The following is an 18,001-nucleotide window of genomic DNA, read 5'->3' on the forward strand; positions in this document are numbered from 1 at the left end:
ATGGGGCCTCCGGTAAACCCGGCGCGGTTCAAAGCTACTGTCGGCTAACACCAGCCTACAGGAGCGAACATGGACGACCGAACGACCCAACCTTCCTTTCCCAAAGGCGGGGTCTCACCAATGCCGTCGGCGGTTCCCAAGCTGGTAACCGCGAAGGAACTGTCCGCCAAAATTCCGTACAGCGCCGTGCATGTCTGGCGCCTAGAGCAAAAAGGCGAGTTCCCTCGCCGTATCCATCTTGGTTGCAACCGGGTAGCCTGGCTGGAAGCCGAAATCCTCGAATGGTTAGCCAGGAAGCTGGCCGAGCGCGAAGCAGCCGCCCTGACGCGTGAAGCGGCGTAATTGAACAGTGCCCGGCAAGAACTACAATTGCCGGGCACCTGTAACTCTCAATCTACATGATGCACCAGTGCCCGCCATTTGCTCGCGGGGCACAGCTTCAATTTTAGACAGGGAAACATTCTACCATGGATCATAAGTTCCGTGCAGACAGATACACGCCTTCAGCCAACCGGTAGCAGCACTGCGTAAGACGGTACGATCCTAGCGCCTGATCAAAAACCACGAGTTCAGGCTGAAGCGCGGAAAGATGGTGGGGAGTTCACCAACTCACTTGCAGGATTTTCAAGGACTCGGCTGCTGATCGACATCGAGACCAAGGTCGGCGCACTCAGTGACCGGTTCTAAGCTTATCGGGTGATCTATGGGCCAGTCCAGTGCGGACAGAAATCGTATCGAAAGACAGCCTTAACATTCCGCTGCCCTGGGCTGGTGTACAGCCGGTGCCCAGGGCAGCTTCACCTTAGAGTAGAGTAAAGTCATGCCTAAACACGATACCACAACTCACCAAGGTAATGAAGCCAGCAACATCGTGCCATCAAACCAGCCGTCTTGGGAGCATAGGCCGCGGCCACTATCGAAGCTTGTGTTAAATACCGCGAAATTCACGCGCCCCCCGCACAAGGTTCGGCAAGCTCTTTTGGAATACGTCTTTGCCACGCCCGTGTCGATTGCTGAATTCAACCGGCAAAAGCTGCGCCTGCCGTACGGCCTGTGGATCGCCGACGACGGGACAGCATATCTGTTCAATTGCGAGTTTGAATTGCTGTTTGTCTGGCTGACTGATGCTACGCGGCCTGAATGCTGCGACCTTCACTGGAACAATGTCACCGTACAAGAAGGTGGATTTTTCTACAGCGATCGCAGCATCTACGACATCGGTCCCTCAAACCTCCATCAAGCACTCGAAGCTTTGCTCGGCGCTTGGGAGCATGGCAACCGAGCCATGGCGGAAGTACTAGAAGCGTGGCTGCTCGGCCAGCACAAGGCATACCAAGAGCTTATCCAAGCATGCCAGAAGGACCCCGCTTAAGAAATGCTGGCCACGCATTAGTCAAAGGCATATTGCCAGTCACCTCACCTGAATAAGAGGCTAGCCGAGCCTGAAGCGCTCGTCCTGACTGATGCGCCGGCTTGATTAAACAGTGCCCGGCGGGGATTGCACCTGCCGAGCACCTGTAAGCCTCAGTCCGCACGATGCTGTAGCGCTCGCTAACTGCTCGTGAGGCGCAACCAACACTTCAGATGGAGAATTCATATCATGGAACCTATGTTCCGTGCCAGTAGGCCCTTGTCTTCCCCCAACCGCCATCAACGCCGCGCGGAGGCGGCACGATCCCGGCGCAGGGCAAGCAAGTTTGGGCTGACGGGAGCCAAAATCGACTCGACCAATCGGGCGACGGACCGTTTCCTTGCCCACGGATGTGACTGCTGTGGTGCACCGGCTGTCCCTGGCCTTCCCGTGCTCTGTGTGCCCAGTGGGGCCGATTTCCTGGCCGTCTGTGATGATTGCAAGGCCGTGCACAACATGAAGCCCGCGGTGGCCGTCGTTTCGGATGCGGTCACCGACCCGTGGGCGGAGGATGATAGCGATTGGTTCGCCGCTAATCCCGGCCGATCCCTCCGCCTCCGCAAGAAGATGCCCGGTGAGCTTCAAGTGGCGGCGATGGACCGCGGAGCGGAAGTTCCGGCCCAGTTGCCTGGGCATTTGTGGGCCACGGTCAGCTACCAGATCAGGCCGGGCGAAAGAGCCCGCTCCTTCCACCAAGTCCCCATCGGCAACTCGATCGACGGTCTGAGTGACCTGGAGCTTGCCGCGCACTTCTTTTCCGAGGGCGACCTTGAGACTGCTGAGCAGGGGTTCGATGACATGGTGGCCCTGTCCATCGGCCGGGTGCGTGCCGATGCCCTTTTCCGCCGGACGCAATCCCGGCTAGCTGCCTTCGAGGAGGACGTCCAGTGACGATAAGTGCATTCCCCTACGACCATGGTGGCGCGCCGAACCTTGGCGCCGTTGAATTCGCGCTCTATTGGTCGAAAGGCAATCCCTTCACATTGATCGCCATTTATCCGAGCGGTAAGCTGATCGGCAGAACCTTAAATCCTGATGAGATCGAAGCCGGAGTACCGAAGTTCGTTAAGTTCCATCAGGAGAACCAGGCGAACATATACTTCGTCCCCAATCAGACACACGGGCCGGTATCAACAAAGCCGGCCAAGTCGCACATGGCCGCCGCGCTCGCTGTTTGCGTTGACATCGACCCCCGGGAAGCCGAGGAACTCAAGCCCGGCGGCTGGGATCGGGAACGCCAACGGATTCTCGCCCAAGCAGACGAACTCGCTGCCGATCCTGACTGTCCGCCGACCGTGATCATCGACAGCGGCAACGGCGTCCAGCTGTTCTGGCGCTTTGCCGAGCCATGCCCCCTCGACGGACCGAACGGTGAGGCGACACGCCGAAATGAAGCGCTCGCCAAGGCCATCGGGAAAGCGTTGGGCGGCGACAACACCTTTAACACCGACCGCATTATGCGTATGCCGGGAACGTTGAACTTTCCTCATGGGAAGAAAAAGGACAAGGGGCGTGGCATAACCCAGGCGAGGGTTCTATGGTTGGGCGGTGGGGAGTACTCGCCCGATCAGCTGGAGGCATTGCCGGACCGGCTGTTCGCCGAGTGGGGACCATCCGCTTTTTCTGAGGAGGCCACGGACCTTCCCGCAAACCGGCCCCGGAGCCCGATGACGACTCCTGAGATGGGGGCGGCCATTGCCGCCCTGATCAGCGAGATGCGCGCTAAGCGCGTGCTGGAAGTCCGGGAATGGGCCGACCTGTCGCCAGCCCTCCAGTCAGGCCTGGATGCCGCCCTGGCCACGTCCGAGCCTCTGCGGTGCCGCTGGGAGGGAGACACCGCCGGGCTGATGGACACCAGCCGCAGCGGCTTGGATATGAGTCTCGCGTCCATGCTCAAGCAGGCCGGCTTCTCGGGCGTCGATGTTGCGCTCATCCTGCGGGCCTTCGAGCATGGAGCGGCCTGCGAAACGGGTAAGCACACCACCGAGGCGGCCCAACTCCGGTATCTCGCACGCTGCGTCGTGCGATCCTTTGACCGGGCGGACACGCCTGCTTGGGTCCTGAAGATGAACGAGCGGCACGCCGTCGTGTTCGACGCCGGCAAGACGTTGGTGATGACGGAAAAGCTCGACTACGCGACTGGAAAGCCGGTCTATGTCTTCAGCTCCCCCGCCCAGATTTCCTCCCTATACGCGAACCACCGGGTTGAGGTCGGCAGGCGCAAGAACGGGCAGCCGATGCGGCGTCCTCTTGGTGACGCTTGGCTGGAACACGAACACCGCCGGCAATTCCTGGGCGGCTTGGTGTTTCTGCCCGGCCAGGTGGCCCCGGCGGACACCTTCAATCTCTGGCGCGGCTTTGGCATCGAGCCTCGCCCGGGTGAGTGGCCGCTGCTGCGCCGGCATCTCCTCGACGTCATCTGCTTGGGCAGCACCAGCCTGTGCGATTGGCTGTTGAACTGGTGCGCGCACATGTTCCAACAGCCCATGGTCAAGGCAGAGGTGGCCGTCGTCCTGCGCGGCGGCGAGGGCAACGGGAAGGGAACCCTGGGGCGTGCTCTCCGCGACATCTTGGGCATACACGGCATCCAGGTGACCAACCCGAGACACGTGGTCGGGAACTTCAACGGCCATCTGCGCGATGTGCTCCTCCTGTTCGCCGACGAAGCCTTCTTCGCCGGCGACCGGGCTGCCGACGGGGTGCTCAAGGGGTTGATCACCGAACCGACGCTGATGATCGAACGCAAGGGGGTGGATGCTGTCCAGGCACCGAACCTGCTGCGGGTCATCATGGCGACCAACAATGACTGGGCCGTCCCGGCCGCCAAGGACGCACGCCGGTACCTGGTGCTCGATGTTCCTGACACGGTGAAGGGCAAGAGCGAATATTTCACCGCGTTGAACGCTGAGATGGAGGCCGGCGGATTGGCGGCGTTCCTCCACGACATGCTCCGACGTGACATTGCCAGGTGGAACCACCGCACGGCGCCGACGACGGCCGGCCTGATCGAGCAGAAGCTCTTCAGCCTGCACGGCGTATCACGCTGGTGGTTCGAGCGGTTGTGTGTGGCCGACTGCATATTTCGGCTGAATCCGCCCTCTGATTTCGGGGGAAAGCGCCCCCCTGTTTCGGTTCAAACCGCCCTGCCGTTTCGGCGATTTCGCCCACACGTGGGAGTAGAGATGGGCGGCGTCTGATCCTGTATCGGCATCTACACTGGGGTCCTTGCGACAATGGGCAGGGAGGGTGGGATGCCGCGAGGGAGATCGGACATGCGACGCATCAGGGAAGTCTTGCGGCTGCGCGATGAGTTCGGGGCGAGCGTGCGCCGGATCGCGGCGGCATGCCGGATGCCGCGCACGACGGTGCGCGATTACCTGCGCCGCCTCGAGAGCGCGGACCTGCGCTTTGGCGACGTGAAGGAGTGGAGCGACGAGGAGCTGGAGCGGCGTCTGTTCCCGCCACCGCCGGCGCAGCCACGTCCCCTGCCGGACTGGGCAGCGGTGGAGCGGGACCTGGGCCGGCGGGGCGTGACGCTCCAACTGCTCTGGCAGGAGTATCTGGTTTGCCATCCCGACGGCTACCGCTACACCCAGTTCGTCCAGCGCTTCCGGGACTGGCAGGCCGCCCGGGCAGTTCCCCGGATGCGGCGCGACCATCTGCCGGGCGACGCGCTGGAAGTCGATTACGCCGGCATGACCCTGATGATCGGGGTCGGCGCCGATGCCCGCCCGGCGCAGATCTTCGTCGCCTGCCTGCCGTACTCCGGCTACATCTACGCCGAAGCGACCTGGACGCAGCGGTCGGAGGACTGGCTGGCCTCCCACGTCCGGCTGCTGGAGCACCTGGGCGGTGCTCCGGCCCGCCTGGTGCCCGACAACCTCAAGGTCGGCGTCAGCCACGCCTCGTTCTACGATCCCACCCTCAACCCCGGCTACCACGACCTTGCCCAGCACTACCGGATCGCCGTCGTCCCGACGCGGGTGCGTCAGCCGAGGGACAAGGCAGCGGTCGAGAATGCGGTGCTGCAGGTCGAACGGCGCGTGCTGGCGCCGATCCGCGACACCGTCTTCGTCAGCCTCGACGCCGCCAACGCCGCGATCCGGGAGCACCTGGCCATGCTGAACGCAGCACCGCTGAGCGGCGACAAGGACAGCTGCCGGGCGCGGATCCTGGCCGAGCGGGAGCGTGCCCATCTGCGGCCGCTGCCGGCGGACCGCTTCGTTCCGGGAACCTGGAGCCGCTACAAGCTGGCGCCCGATTACCATGTCGTGATCGACGGCGCCGCCTACTCGGTGCCCTACACCGCGATCGGCAAGACGGTCGATGTCCACGCGACCGCCGCCCTGATCAGCATCTTCCTGCGCGGGCGGCGCGTCGCCTGCCATCCCCGGGCTTCGGCCGGCAGCCGGACGACGCTGGAAGCTCACCAGCCGGCCTCCCACCGCGCGGTGGCCCGCTACACGCCGGAACACCTTCAGGCCGAGTTCGCCGCGGTCGGCTCGGCGGCGACCCTGCTGTTCGAGCGCATCCTGGCGGCGGCGGAACATCGCGAGCAGGCGGTGCGTGCCGGTCTCGGCCTGCTCCGGCTCGGCGGCGCCCACGGCGCCGACCGGCTGGAACAAGCCTGTCAGGCCGCCCTGGAAGCCAATGTCCGATCCTGGCGCTACGTCCAGCGCTGGCTCACCAGCGGCGGTCCGCCGCCAGCCTCATCCGACGGCTTGGGCGAGCACGCCAACCTGCGCGGCCCCTCTTACTACCGGAACTGAACAAGGAGACCCGAGAGCATGAAGCATCCGACCCACGAGGCTCTGCGCCGGCTGCGGCTGTACGGCATGGCGCGCGGCCTGGAAGACCTCGAGCGCCAGCCCGAGCGCAACCAGCTCAGCTTCGACGACCAGCTTGCCCTGCTGGTCGAGCGCGAGACGGCGGAGCGCGCCAACACCGCCCTGGCCAGCCGGCTGAAGCGGGCCCGGCTGCGCCAGACCGCCTGCCTGGAGGATCTCGACTGGCGCACGCCGCGCGGCCTCGATCGCACGCTGATCCGCGATCTGGCGAGTTGTCGCTGGGTTCGCGAGCACCAGCCGCTGCTGGTGACCGGCCCGACCGGCATCGGCAAGACGTTCCTGGCCTGTGCGCTGGGCAACCAGGCGGCCCGGGAAGGCTACGGCGTCTTCTACACCCGGCTGACGCGCCTGCTCGACGATCTGGCGACCGCCCGGCTCGACGGCTCGCTCGCCCGCGTCCTGCGCCGCCTGGCCCGCCTGGAGGTGCTGATCATCGACGACTGGGCCATGACCGAGCTCACTGCGGCTCAGCGGCTCGACCTGATGGAAGTGATCGACGACCGGCATGACCGTGCCGCCACGGTGCTGGCAACCCAGATCCCCGTGGCGAACTGGCACCGGTCGATCGGCGATGCCACTTACGCCGACGCGATCCTCGACCGCGTCGTTCACCGGGCATTGCGCATCGAGCTCACGGGCGAGTCCATGCGCCGGGTACGGGCGGCAGACCAGAAAACAGCCAGATCTGCAACGCCATCGTGACCCCTGGCACGAGCGACGATACCAGCATAAGATGAAAACGATGGATCACGATGCCGCCCACCCACCCGTCCCATGGGGCGGGTGGGCGAAATCACCGAAACGGTGGGCGGTTTGAACCGAAACGCCAGGGCGCTTTCGCCGGAATACGCAGCCGACGAACCACCCGAACCGACAGATAGCCAGATACAAGTTATAGCGATAGAAATCGACGCCCACTGGTGGATGACGGGCGCGTCAAAGAACAGCCTGTACCAAGAATATCTCATATGGGTGGGGAACCAAAAAGCTGAATACCGTCCGGAGCCACAGGCCATGTTCTGGAAGCAACTGCGCAGCTTGGTACCTACTATGGAGATGTACCGGCCGCGGCACTCGTCCGGTGAACGACCGCTGTCCATCAGGTTTCCTCCCTTGCGAGACGCCCGGGCCGCTTTCGAGAGCGCAATCGGTGGCCCAATCAACTGGCCGACGGTTTCTGACGGTGAGGGTATCGAGAACGAATAGCTTCCTTACCCTGCATTGGTCAGGGTGAAGGAGGCATGGGCAGGGTCTTGGTCAGGGATGCCGGCGCGAAATGCCCGCGGAAATGCTGGGCTGGTCAGGGTGGTCAGGGTGGTCGCAGTGAAATCGGTCATATTGCCCAGCACTGCAGTGAGAGGTATTCTGAGGGCTGCTGCTCAGACATGTGCTTTCATCAACACTATCAACTCTGACCACCCTGACCACCCTGACCACCCTGACCAACCCAGCAATCCTGCGGGTTTCTAGACAGCCTTTACCCTGACCAGACCCTGACCCAACCTGACCAGGCCAGCGCCGCCATAGGCGAAGTGAGCGCTGATATGACCTGCCGTTCTGGGTGCTGGTGGCGCCACTCCAGCCAGACGGTTGCTTGCCAAGCTCAATCAAGTTCGCCGGCACAGTCCATCCGCCTCTTATGAGGTATGGTGAGTAAACGCAGGGGTAAAGCGACATAGCCGATATACCGCCTGGGCGAAGATTTCCCACTGCCCTGGTCAGAGCCGACTAGGATTTCAGACCCCTGACCCAATTACCCGAATGAGACAGCGGCAATCCGCATCCTTTTCGCATATTTGGTGGCTTTATAGTGGCTGAGGCACTATATATACTATACCGACTGTGTTCCAGCACCGAAGTGGGCTCAGCATGACGGCGGCGACGCGGAAGGTAAGGTCCGGTCTGACCGAGAAGCAGCAACGCTTCGTCGAGAACCTGCTCGGTGGGCTGCAGCCGATTGATGCCTACGTTGAGGCGTACAAGCCGAAGATGACCCGCCGGAGCGCCAGCTACCGGGCGCGGGACCTCCTCAATCATCCAAGGATCATTGCAGCCATGGCCGAAGCACAGGAAGCAGCGCGTGAGCGGCGTGTCGTCAGCCTGGAGACCGTCACCGATCTCCTTCTTGAAGCCGCCGAACTTGCCCGTCAGCGCGAGCAGCCGGGCGCCCTGACCGGGGCAGCGGTGGCGCTCGCCAAGCTGCATGGATTGATGGACGCGCCACCGTCGACCACCAACACCGAAACCCTTACTGGCGAGGCGTTGGAGGCGGAGTTCCGCTCCGTGATGGTGGCCTTGGGCATCCAGCCGCCCGACGATCTCGCGGAGGCGGTGCTGACCAGTTCGATGCACCCCCGGTCCAGCTTTGACCGGGCTCGTCACTGTCGCGGAGTTTAGCGTCGCATCCGCTGGGCATGAATAGCTCTACATGGGGTCGAGCACCGGATTTCGCCGCGCTGGCCGGGTCCGACATGTTCTAATCCACGCCCCCACGCAGGGGGCGATCAGCCTGATTGCGAACGCGCAGCTGCCCGGCGCGTTTCAATCCACGCTCCCGCGCAGGGGGCGACCAATACGCTTCTGCGCGCTGATCGGGAAGCTCATGTTTCAATCCACGCCCCCGCGCAGGGGGCGACCGCAGCAATCAAGCATATTCACACCCAACGGTTTGTTTCAATCCACGCCCCCGCGCAGGGGGCGACGTTCGTGGCGTCGCGGTTGGCCGGCCTGGACAAGTTTCAATCCACGCCCCCGCGCAGGGGGCGACGATGTGCTGCTCGGGCTGGCTCACTCGGTCGAGGTTTCAATCCACGCCCCCGCGCAGGGGGCGACCCCCATCCGACGCGCTGTCCGCACTTGCTGACCTGGTTTCAATCCACGCCCCCGCGCAGGGGGCGACTCGCGAAGGACGGCGAGGAAGTCCTGACCGAGGAGTTTCAATCCACGCCCCCGCGCAGGGGGCGACCTGACATGCATCGTACGACGCAAAGGATCGCCTTGTTTCAATCCACGCCCCCGCGCAGGGGGCCACCTGGTCCAGCAGGTCGGGCGGCACGGTCCCGGTGTTTCAATCCACGCCCCCGCGCAGGGGGCGACCGGACGAGGCCGTGCGCGCGGTCCGCGGCGATGGTTTCAATCCACGCCCCCGCGCAGGGGGCGACCGGACGAGGCCGTGCGCGCGGTCCGCGGCGATGGTTTCAATCCACGCCCCCGCGCAGGGGGCGACTCTACCTCGACGACGTCCTCGTCCCGCTCGATCAGTTTCAATCCACGCCCCCGCGCAGGGGGCGACGGATGAGATTGACGAGCTGTCGCGCTACCACGCGGTTTCAATCCACGCCCCCGCGCAGGGGGCGACATGGTGTTGGACGGCCCGACCAAACAAATCCGGGTGTTTCAATCCACGCCCCCGCGCAGGGGGCGACGCGCTCAATTCGGTCGGGTGGGGCGACGTTAGCGGTTTCAATCCACGCCCCCGCGCAGGGGGCGACCTGATGACTTTCGGCCTGTAGTTCCTGGGAGTTACGTTTCAATCCACGCCCCCGCGCAGGGGGCGACTTGGCCGGTCTCATCTCGATCTCGCGCAAGGCAAGTTTCAATCCACGCCCCCGCGCAGGGGGCGACAGTATCGCCAGGACAGCGGCGACCTCTGCCGCGCTGTTTCAATCCACGCCCCCGCGCAGGGGGCGACCTGGGCCTGGGCCAGCTTCAGCTGGCTCTCGGCGTTTCAATCCACGCCCCCGCGCAGGGGGCGACACCTGGTGGGCTACAGCCCCAACCCGCTGGCAGAGTTTCAATCCACGCCCCCGCGCAGGGGGCGACTCGGGGCCAGGAAGTACAGTGCGCGCAACTGGGAGTTTCAATCCATGCCCCCGCGCAGGGGGCGACCCGGCCAGGCCGCGCTGGACGCCGAGGCCTCGGCGTTTCAATCCACGCCCCCGCGCAGGGGGCGACGCCGGAAATGCTTCGCAGTATGCTGGCATGAAAAAGTTTCAATCCACGCCCCCGCGCAGGGGGCGACGCGTGGCTCCAGCCGGTGCCATGAGTTGCACGGTGTTTCAATCCACGCCCCCGCGCAGGGGGCGACCGAATGCGATCGGCGGAGAGATGGTCGCTTCAGTGTTTCAATCCACGCCCCCGCGCAGGGGGCGACCGCGCGCGCGCGGATCAGGGCTGCGGCTGCGGCCGTTTCAATCCACGCCCCCGCGCAGGGGGCGACAGCCGCGCCGCCAAGTATGCGTACCGGTCCGCGTCGTTTCAATCCACGCCCCCGCGCAGGGGGCGACCTTCAACGCTTCCGGCGATGCGGTGATCGTCAAGTTTCAATCCACGCCCCCGCGCAGGGGGCGACGGCATCGCTCATGGTGCGGGTCTGCTCTGGCAGGGGTTTCAATCCACGCCCCCGCGCAGGGGGCGACCGGAGGCTCGACGTCCCGAGGGACGAACAGCGGGCGTTTCAATCCACGCCCCCGCGCAGGGGGCGACTGTAGTCGCGGACCATCGTCCAGTGCGGGTCGGCGTTTCAATCCACGCCCCCGCGCAGGGGGCGACACCGCCCCCGCGATCACCCTGGTCGGCGGCGGCGGTTTCAATCCACGCCCCCGCGCAGGGGGCGACCATACCGGGCTGATCCTGCGCACCATAGCCGCGCAGTTTCAATCCACGCCCCCGCGCAGGGGGCGACACTGTAGCGCAGTGATAGCGAACAATATTGGACTGTTTCAATCCACGCCCCCGCGCAGGGGGCGACGTTGATAAGCGTCGCCGGGCTGGCGGATCATGTGCTGTTTCAATCCACGCCCCCGCGCAGGGGGCGACGATGCGGTCGGAGTGACGCGGCGGACGCGGATGATGTTTCAATCCACGCCCCCGCGCAGGGGGCGACCGGGTAGCCCGCGCAATAGCGGTCAGTTTCTACGGTTTCAATCCACGCCCCCGCGCAGGGGGCGACCGTGGCAGTTCAGCGCCTGGAACGCGAACGATCCGTTTCAATCCACGCCCCCGCGCAGGGGGCGACCGGCGCGGTGATCGGCGTCGGCGCCTTGCAGCGCCTGTTTCAATCCACGCCCCCGCGCAGGGGGCGACCGCCGCCAACCCGTCATCCATCGCGGCCCCGCGCCAGTTTCAATCCACGCCCCCGCGCAGGGGGCGACCGTCGCCGGAGGGGCGGGAACATGGCTCTGAGGGGGTTTCAATCCACGCCCCCGCGCAGGGGGCGACCTATGTGCTCGGCGTCGCCGGCGCGAAGGACCGGGTTTCAATCCACGCCCCCGCGCAGGGGGCGACCAGCGCGCGCACCGCATTGCCGCCCTGTTCCGGGGGGTTTCAATCCACGCCCCCGCGCAGGGGGCGACGCGCAGGCCTTCAAGCACAAGGTGGGGTTCGTCGAGTTTCAATCCACGCCCCCGCGCAGGGGGCGACTTGGCTATCCAGTGCGGGTCCATGTCGGAGCCGATGTTTCAATCCACGCCCCCGCGCAGGGGGCGACACTCGGGGTCGGCCACCGCGGCGATCATGCCGGGTTTCAATCCACGCCCCCGCGCAGGGGGCGACGCGGCTGCCGTCCATGCTGGCAAAGCGGTTGCCGTGTTTCAATCCACGCCCCCGCGCAGGGGGCGACACTCCCTGGACGGCGTGTAGCCGTCGTCCAGGGAGTTTCAATCCACGCCCCCGCGCAGGGGGCGACATCAGCGCCGGCTCGGCGGCCAAGGAGCTGGAGCGGTTTCAATCCACGCCCCCGCGCAGGGGGCGACGGCCTTACGCTATGCATTTGTCAAAGAACGGTCTAGGGCCGATGCAGCGCGAACCTGTCCGTCCTGGCCCCGGACGGATGGCCTTTGGCTAGTAAGTGTTGGCATACCACATTGGAATCGTGTAGGAAATCCGCAGCGCGAACATGCCGGAGAAAACGTGCCCGCTTGGGGTTCGCGCGGGTCAAAAAATCAGAGGGCCATCCAGGTCCAGCACCGGCTTGGCGCCAATGTGCTCGATCCGGCGCTTGGCGTTAGCCCCCAAGTGATAGAAGCGGAGGCTGTCCATCGCCGGATCAATCTCGCCGATCAGGCGAGCCCGTAGGGCGGTCCACTGTGCGGGGTCCACCTCGCACTCGAACACCGACAACTGCACGCGCTGGCCGAAGTCCAGGCAAGCACGCGCGACGCGGCGAAGCCGCCGGCGGCCCGCCTTTTCCCCGGTGTTCACATCATAAGTGATCAGCATCAGCATCGGAACGTCCTTTAGAGTGGATCGCCATGACAGGATCACTTCCACAGGAAGGGCGGGTATCCGTCGAGGTCGCCGCGGAGATGCCGGGCGAGCAGCCGCGCCTGGATGTGCGGGACGAGGCCGAGCGTCAGTTTTTCGTCAAGAAACGCGTGGGTGATCTCGTCACGCTTGCGCTCTTGATACGCAGCCAGCACCGCTTTACGGGCATCGTCGCGCAGCAGCACTGCACCTCCTTCCATTCGCTGGAAGTCCGCCGCGGTGACCTGCTGACGGTTGATCAAGCTGAGCGCCACGCGGTCCGCCAGGATCGGGCGGACCTCCTCCATCAGGTCGAGCGCCAGCCCGGCCCGGCCGGGTCGGTCCCTGTGCAGGAATCCCACCTGTGGATCGAGGCCGACCGTTTCCAATGCCGACCGGCAGTCATGCCCGACCATGGCGTAGAGGAAGGAGAGCAGGGCGTTGCAGGCGTCCATCGGCGGCCGGCGTGAGCGCCCAGTGAAGCGGAGTGCAGGATCGGCGACGCGGATCATCAGGTCGAACACGCCAAAATATGCGCTGGCCCCGTCGCCTTCGTGCCCGCGTACCACATCCGTCTCCATGGCCTCTGCGGCAAGCCGCGCTACGTCGCCCAGACGGCGCTGGGCACCGTCGAGGCGCGCCCGCTCCGCCTCGCCCAGGGAATCCCCATGGTCGCGCAAGGCCCGACGCAAGACGGTGCGCTGATTGGCAGCCTTGCCGGCCACGAAGGACCGGGCGACCAGGGCACTGGCCGCGGCATCGTCGGCCGCCTGGTACTGGCGCCGCCGCAGCAGCACGTTGCCGCTCTGTGGTCCCTCCACTCGCGCGACGAACCGGCCGTGCTCACTCAGGAAGGAGACGGCGATGCCCTGCTCGGCGCAGAACCCCATCAGGGGCGGTGACATTCCAACCCGGCCGAAACAGACGACACTGCCCATCATGTGGGCCGGCACGCGCCCGACTTCGGTCCGCCCGACTTCAACGATGATGTTCGCGCCGTCCTTGCGCAGCCAAGCGCCTTCGGTGGTGACGAAGAGGGTGTTGAGATGCTGGCGCATGGTCCTTTAATCCCTCAACTGACATCGCAGCCAGTTGGCCACCTTGGGCGGCCGCGATAGGCGACGGGGTTGGCACAGATCGATCAGCGAACACTGGCTGCACTTGCGCGGTGAGTAGTCGGGCGGCGGTGTGATCTCTGACCGAACCATGGCATGGGCGGCTTCAGCGATACGCTCAGTTAGCGCCCGCAGTTCCGCATCGAACCGAATCACTGTGCGGCGGCGGTTCTCGCCGTAGAACAGGGCACCTTCCGGCACCTCGCCGCCGAACATCTCTTCCAGACACAGCGCCTGGGCACAGAGCTGGACTTCGTCCGCCCGGTGGGCTTTCGGCCTGCCCCGCTTGTATTCCACCGGATAGGGCCTCCGGTCCTTCCCCTTGCCATGGAGTTCCACCGCATCGGCGACGCCGGTCAGCCCCAGCCGGCGGCAGCGCAGCGGGACCGATCGGACGGTGCGGATGCCGTCGCGGGTGGATTTGCCACCCTGGTCCACCCGTTCGTGCAGCAGCAGCCCTTCCGCCGTGAAGCGGTTTTCCGCCCATTGCCGCTCGACATGGATCAGCGCGCACTGGCGCGGGCAGAACAGGTAGTGCTGGAGGGCCGACAGGGGCAGCGGCTCTTCGTCTTCGTCCATGTCAGCCTCTCACATACCGGCAACTCAGGCGTGGCGGGTCAGAGGCGCTCGATGATCTGGACGCCCGCCGGCAGGCCATCGCGGTCGATATCGACGGCATAGTCGGCGAAGCTGCGCGCCGGCGGCAGGTTGTGGGTGCCGGGGCTGTTCAGATCGTAAGTTTCTCCCTGGAACGCCCGGCGGACCTTGACGCGGTCGAACAGACCAGGCGCCGGCGCGTTGCCGAGCGCGCTGTCATGGCGAAACAGGATCAGCCTGCGGCTGCCCATCTCGCCGCGCGCAGCGGAGCGATCATGGTCGAACATCTGTTCCAGTGCGGCCCACAGCCGCTCCAGGTCCTCCTCGCCGAACCCGGTGCGCTCGGCCAGCTTGGCCGAGATGTAGCCGTGGCCGCGATAAAGCCCATAGGGGATGATGTGCTTGCGGCCCATGGTGCGGTTGTCGCGCCGGCCGTCCTCGCCGTCCTTGGCCTCCTTCACCTCGCCCTCGGTGGTCGCCGCCATCCGGGTGATCGAGATTTCCAGCGGGAGGACCGGTTCCACCGATTGGGCGAAGGCGAACTGCACGGGGCCACGGACCTGACCGCAGTTGATGCCGGTGCTCATCACGGCGCCGAAGCTGCGCACGTCGAAGAAGTTGTCGCACATGAAGCGGCGCACCGCCGCTTCCTCGTCGCCGGACTTGGGCGACAGCTTGGCCGAGGTCCTGACCTTCTCGTCGTCCGGGCGGACGGCTTCGAAGGCTTTCCGGTGCTTCTCGTTGAGGATGGCGCCTTCCTGGACATAGATGCCCAGGCCGGGTTCGCCGTTATGGAACATGCCGATGAAGTTGCGGACCTTGCGCTTCAGGCAGACATCGGTGACGAGGCCGTGGTTGGTTTCCGGGTCCAGGCGCGGCAGGTTGCCGGCATCGGGATCGCCGTTGGGATTGCCACGGGTGACGTCGAACAGGAAGACGAACTCATAACGGTTCTGGATGGCGGAGTTCTGGAGAGCGGTCATGGTTCAATCCTCGCGGGCGGCGGCGGGCTGGCCAGAATCGGGGTTGGGTTCGGCGGGCTGATCGCCGGCCTCGGCCTTGCGGGCGTTGCGCTGGTGGTAGTAGCCGACGACGAAGCGGCCCTGGTCCTCCAGCCGGAGATGTCGGGGCAGGCTCATCGGCAGCGCGTCCACGATCTCGCCCACTTCCCGCTCGAACCAGACGGCGAGGCCGCCGGTGTCGGTCTTCCGGCGCAGAACTGACAGGTGATGGTTGGCTCCGCGCAGCAGCAGCGGGAAGACGCTGGCCGGAGTGGCCGACGCCGCTCCGAAGTAACGGTCGCGGATGCTTGCGTTCAGCTTGCCGAGCGCCGATCGCTGAACGTTTTCCAGGACTGCGAATAGCCGGCCCAGCCGATAGGCCGGGTCGATTTCGGTGCGATCGAGACTCACGAGCTTGTCCTCCGGGATTTCGAGGGTGTCTTCGGATTGTTTTTCGAGGCGGCCGATGCGTTTGTCACGGGCCAAGCAAGCTTTGCAGATGGCGGCGCGCGGACCGTTGACCTCTTCACCCGCCCGGATGCGCAGGAGAGTGGCCGCCAATAGCGAGCGGGGATAGCGGGTACCGGTCAGGATGGAGCGCATTAATTCGCCTTCCAGCAGAGGCTGTATGTTCTCCGCCTTGCGCAGCACCGCCGTCTCTCTCAGCAACGCCCAGGCGGCGGGCTGGCCGCGCCATGCCCGCGGCTCGATCTGCATATCCTGCCAATGGTCGTGGATAGCCTCGACAAAGGAACCCAGAGTGGTTTCATGCCAGAACCGGACTGATAGCCGCGCCGCGTTGGGGGCGAGGCCCAGGACGTAGAAGCGGGTCGCCGGGTCCAGTTCGGGTGTGATGTCCTGGACAGGGCGACCGGCGGCGACCTGCTCCAGGGAATGGCGCAGCCGAGCCGCCTCTTCCCTGTCCTCCGGCGCTTCGTCCTCGTCCTCATCGTCGTAGCGGGGCGGGTCGATCAGACCGGCTGCCAGTTGCTCGATCCGCTTCGCCGCTGCCTCGCCGCACCGGCTGGCGTCCGCCCAGAAGACGACGGAGGAATCACCGATCTGCACGCGGTTGCGGCTGCCCCGCGCCAGAAGCGTGTTGAGCGCCGTGCCGTAGCCGAAGGCGGCGGCTTCCGACACCGGGGCGTTGTCGCCCTGCGACTTGCCGTAGGATTCGAAGGCGTCCAGGTTGAACGATACCAGCGACGCGCCGGAACTCTGAGCGCCCCAGACGCCCTTGATCGATGGGTGCAGGCGGGCGATGGGGGCCGTTTCGCCGGTAACGAGGCAGGTCTGACGGGCGCCGGCGGCAGCGGCCAGTTCCCGCTGCCAGATCAGGCGCGCGGCGGGGCGGTCGTGCAGAAAACGCGGCCCCTGCCCTTCCTCCCGCCGGTCACCGTCCAGCGCGAAGACGATGTTCTGATCGAGCATGGAAGCGGTGAACAGGTCGGGGACGAAGCGCTCATGCGTCCACCACGCCAGGAAGTTCAGCAGCGCCAGCAGTCCGGGATCGTCCGTCCCGTCCAGGCTCTTCTCATGCCGTTCCCGGAAGGCGGCGAAATGGGCATCGAACCGTGCCGCTTCCCCGGTCGCCTTGTCGCCGCCCAGGCCGAGAGTGAATTTGGTGTTGTCCCACAGGAAGAAGGAGCGTGGCGTGACCCCCGGCCGCTTGAACGACTGCGGCACGGCCATGGGGCGAGGCGGGCGCTTCTTGCTGGTCGGATCGCGCAGGTCGGTGGTGCCAGCAACCGTGCCGTCGGCATTCAGCGTGATAACGAAGCCGATGCCCTCGGTCGAATAGCCGAAGGGCGGCGCTTCGCCCTTGTCCGCCAGCCTGTCATAATGGAAGTTGAGGGCGGCCAGCATGGTCACGACCGTACCTCCGGCGCGTGCAGGGGCGGAACGGTCAGCACGCCGTCCTTCAGCGCCGCCCGGAAGAACAAGGGCGTACGGTCGTTGGCGTGGTCGATATCCAGCAGCATCCAGCCGAGGTCGCGGTCCCGCTGGTCATCGGGCAGGCCGGTCCGGGGCGGATCACCGCTCACCAGTTCGAAAGCCGCCGGGAACTCGCGGGTGCCCAGGCAGGGCTGGTGGAAGCACTGGCCGCCGGCGGCGCGGCGGGTGAACATCTCGTGATGCTTTGCCGGATTGTCCTGCGGCCCGGCCTGATCCGTCATGTCGAAATGCGCCTCGATGACATAATCAACGTCATACAGGATCGTGGCGGCGCGCTGCTGCCGCTCGTGCTCCGCAATCATGCGGAGGTCCTGGACTGCACCGGCCTTCATGGCCTTGCGGACATTGGCGACGGGAATGCGGGAGCCGACCTCATTTCGGCGGATCGACTGGAAACGAATAGGCTTCAGCACATGGATGCGGTCGATCACCCAGGTGATCGCCGGCTTCCAATGGATCGCCTCCAGGATGCCGCGCGCCGCCGATGGCGTCATGACATCGTAGGAGACCCGCTCGACCTTCATCTCGGCGCGGGCGAAGCAGGCATATTGCCCACTCACACGGAGCTTCACTCCAAAAGACATCACTCCTCCCTTCAGCGGCGGGTGCCACTGGTGTGTCGAATGCTTTTTCCGAGATGTATTTTTATACTTTAATAAGGCAGAAAGTTGATCGGATCGATCCTAGATGTCAATCCCTTGATCCTTCCCCTTGTGGACAATACCTACAGGGTTGAAGCCAATTAGTCGCTCCAAGCAAGGGGTGTGGATTGAAACTGCCTCACCAACGTATGGGAATATTGAGTTGGCACGATGGGCGGATTCGTAAGAA

At 65.0% G+C, this 18,001-nt stretch carries 13 protein-coding genes and 1 CRISPR repeat array; of the genes, 7 read left to right on the plus strand and 6 right to left on the minus strand.

The window, feature by feature from the left end; genetic code table 11:
• The first annotated feature begins 69 nt into the window (after positions 1-69).
• The 7 genes from IGS68_RS19065 to IGS68_RS19095 all read left to right on the plus strand — a co-directional run bounded on the left by IGS68_RS19065 (position 70) and on the right by IGS68_RS19095 (position 8,655).
• Complete coding sequence (locus IGS68_RS19065; RefSeq protein WP_201072646.1) at positions 70-342, plus strand: helix-turn-helix transcriptional regulator; 273 nt, start codon at positions 70-72, stop codon at positions 340-342.
• 478 nt (positions 343-820) lie between these two features.
• Positions 821-1,372 carry a hypothetical protein gene (locus IGS68_RS19070; RefSeq protein ID WP_201072648.1) on the plus strand — a complete coding sequence of 184 codons (552 nt, stop codon included), beginning with the start codon at positions 821-823 and terminating at the stop codon, positions 1,370-1,372.
• A 486-nt stretch (positions 1,373-1,858) separates the two neighbouring features.
• Positions 1,859-2,302 carry a hypothetical protein gene (locus IGS68_RS19075; protein ID WP_201072650.1) on the plus strand — a complete coding sequence of 148 codons (444 nt, stop codon included), beginning with the start codon at positions 1,859-1,861 and terminating at the stop codon, positions 2,300-2,302.
• Positions 2,299-4,608, plus strand: a complete 2,310-nt coding sequence (locus tag IGS68_RS19080; RefSeq protein ID WP_201072653.1) for a primase-helicase family protein — start codon at positions 2,299-2,301, stop codon at positions 4,606-4,608. The genes IGS68_RS19075 and IGS68_RS19080 overlap by 4 nt, the downstream gene beginning before the upstream one ends.
• 54 nt (positions 4,609-4,662) lie before the next feature.
• On the plus strand, positions 4,663-6,180 hold the full coding sequence (gene istA, locus IGS68_RS19085; protein ID WP_201072655.1) for an IS21 family transposase: 1,518 nt from the start codon (positions 4,663-4,665) through the stop codon (positions 6,178-6,180).
• 18 nt (positions 6,181-6,198) lie between these two features.
• Positions 6,199-6,960, plus strand: a complete 762-nt coding sequence (gene istB / locus IGS68_RS19090; RefSeq protein WP_201072657.1) for an IS21-like element helper ATPase IstB — start codon at positions 6,199-6,201, stop codon at positions 6,958-6,960.
• A 1,167-nt stretch (positions 6,961-8,127) separates the two neighbouring features.
• A complete protein-coding gene (locus IGS68_RS19095; protein WP_201072659.1) occupies positions 8,128-8,655 on the plus strand; it encodes a terminase small subunit in 528 nt (175 codons plus the stop codon).
• A gap of 76 nt (positions 8,656-8,731) precedes the next feature.
• Positions 8,732-12,011: direct repeats of the CRISPR family, unit length 32 nt; unit sequence GTTTCAATCCACGCCCCCGCGCAGGGGGCGAC.
• Between the two features lie 181 nt (positions 12,012-12,192).
• Here the strand turns inward: IGS68_RS19095 and cas2 are convergent.
• Genes cas2 through cas5c form a run of 6 tightly spaced genes read right to left on the minus strand, consistent with a single transcriptional unit; the run spans position 12,193 to position 17,730 of the window.
• A complete protein-coding gene (gene cas2, locus IGS68_RS19100) occupies positions 12,193-12,483 on the minus strand; it encodes a CRISPR-associated endonuclease Cas2 (protein ID WP_201072667.1) in 291 nt (96 codons plus the stop codon).
• A gap of 35 nt (positions 12,484-12,518) precedes the next feature.
• Positions 12,519-13,559 (minus strand): type I-C CRISPR-associated endonuclease Cas1c, encoded by a 1,041-nt coding sequence (gene cas1c, locus IGS68_RS19105; RefSeq protein ID WP_201072669.1) that lies wholly within the window; start codon positions 13,557-13,559, stop codon positions 12,519-12,521.
• A 6-nt stretch (positions 13,560-13,565) separates the two neighbouring features.
• The gene (gene cas4, locus IGS68_RS19110) at positions 13,566-14,195 is read right to left on the minus strand and encodes a CRISPR-associated protein Cas4 (RefSeq protein ID WP_201072671.1); all 630 of its coding nucleotides are present in this window, start codon (positions 14,193-14,195) and stop codon (positions 13,566-13,568) included.
• Positions 14,196-14,233: 38 nt separating this feature from the next.
• A complete protein-coding gene (gene cas7c, locus IGS68_RS19115) occupies positions 14,234-15,196 on the minus strand; it encodes a type I-C CRISPR-associated protein Cas7/Csd2 (RefSeq protein ID WP_201072673.1) in 963 nt (320 codons plus the stop codon).
• A 3-nt stretch (positions 15,197-15,199) separates the two neighbouring features.
• Positions 15,200-17,080, minus strand: coding sequence for a type I-C CRISPR-associated protein Cas8c/Csd1 (cas8c, locus tag IGS68_RS19120; RefSeq protein ID WP_247881395.1), 1,881 nt, complete (start codon positions 17,078-17,080; stop codon positions 15,200-15,202).
• 2 nt (positions 17,081-17,082) lie between these two features.
• Entirely contained in the window at positions 17,083-17,730 is a 648-nt protein-coding gene (gene cas5c, locus IGS68_RS19125) for a type I-C CRISPR-associated protein Cas5c (RefSeq protein WP_459559318.1), read from the minus strand.
• Positions 17,731-18,001: the final 271 nt, after the last annotated feature.

Source organism: Skermanella sp. TT6 (assembly GCF_016653635.2).
GTDB lineage: Bacteria > Pseudomonadota > Alphaproteobacteria > Azospirillales > Azospirillaceae > Skermanella > Skermanella cutis.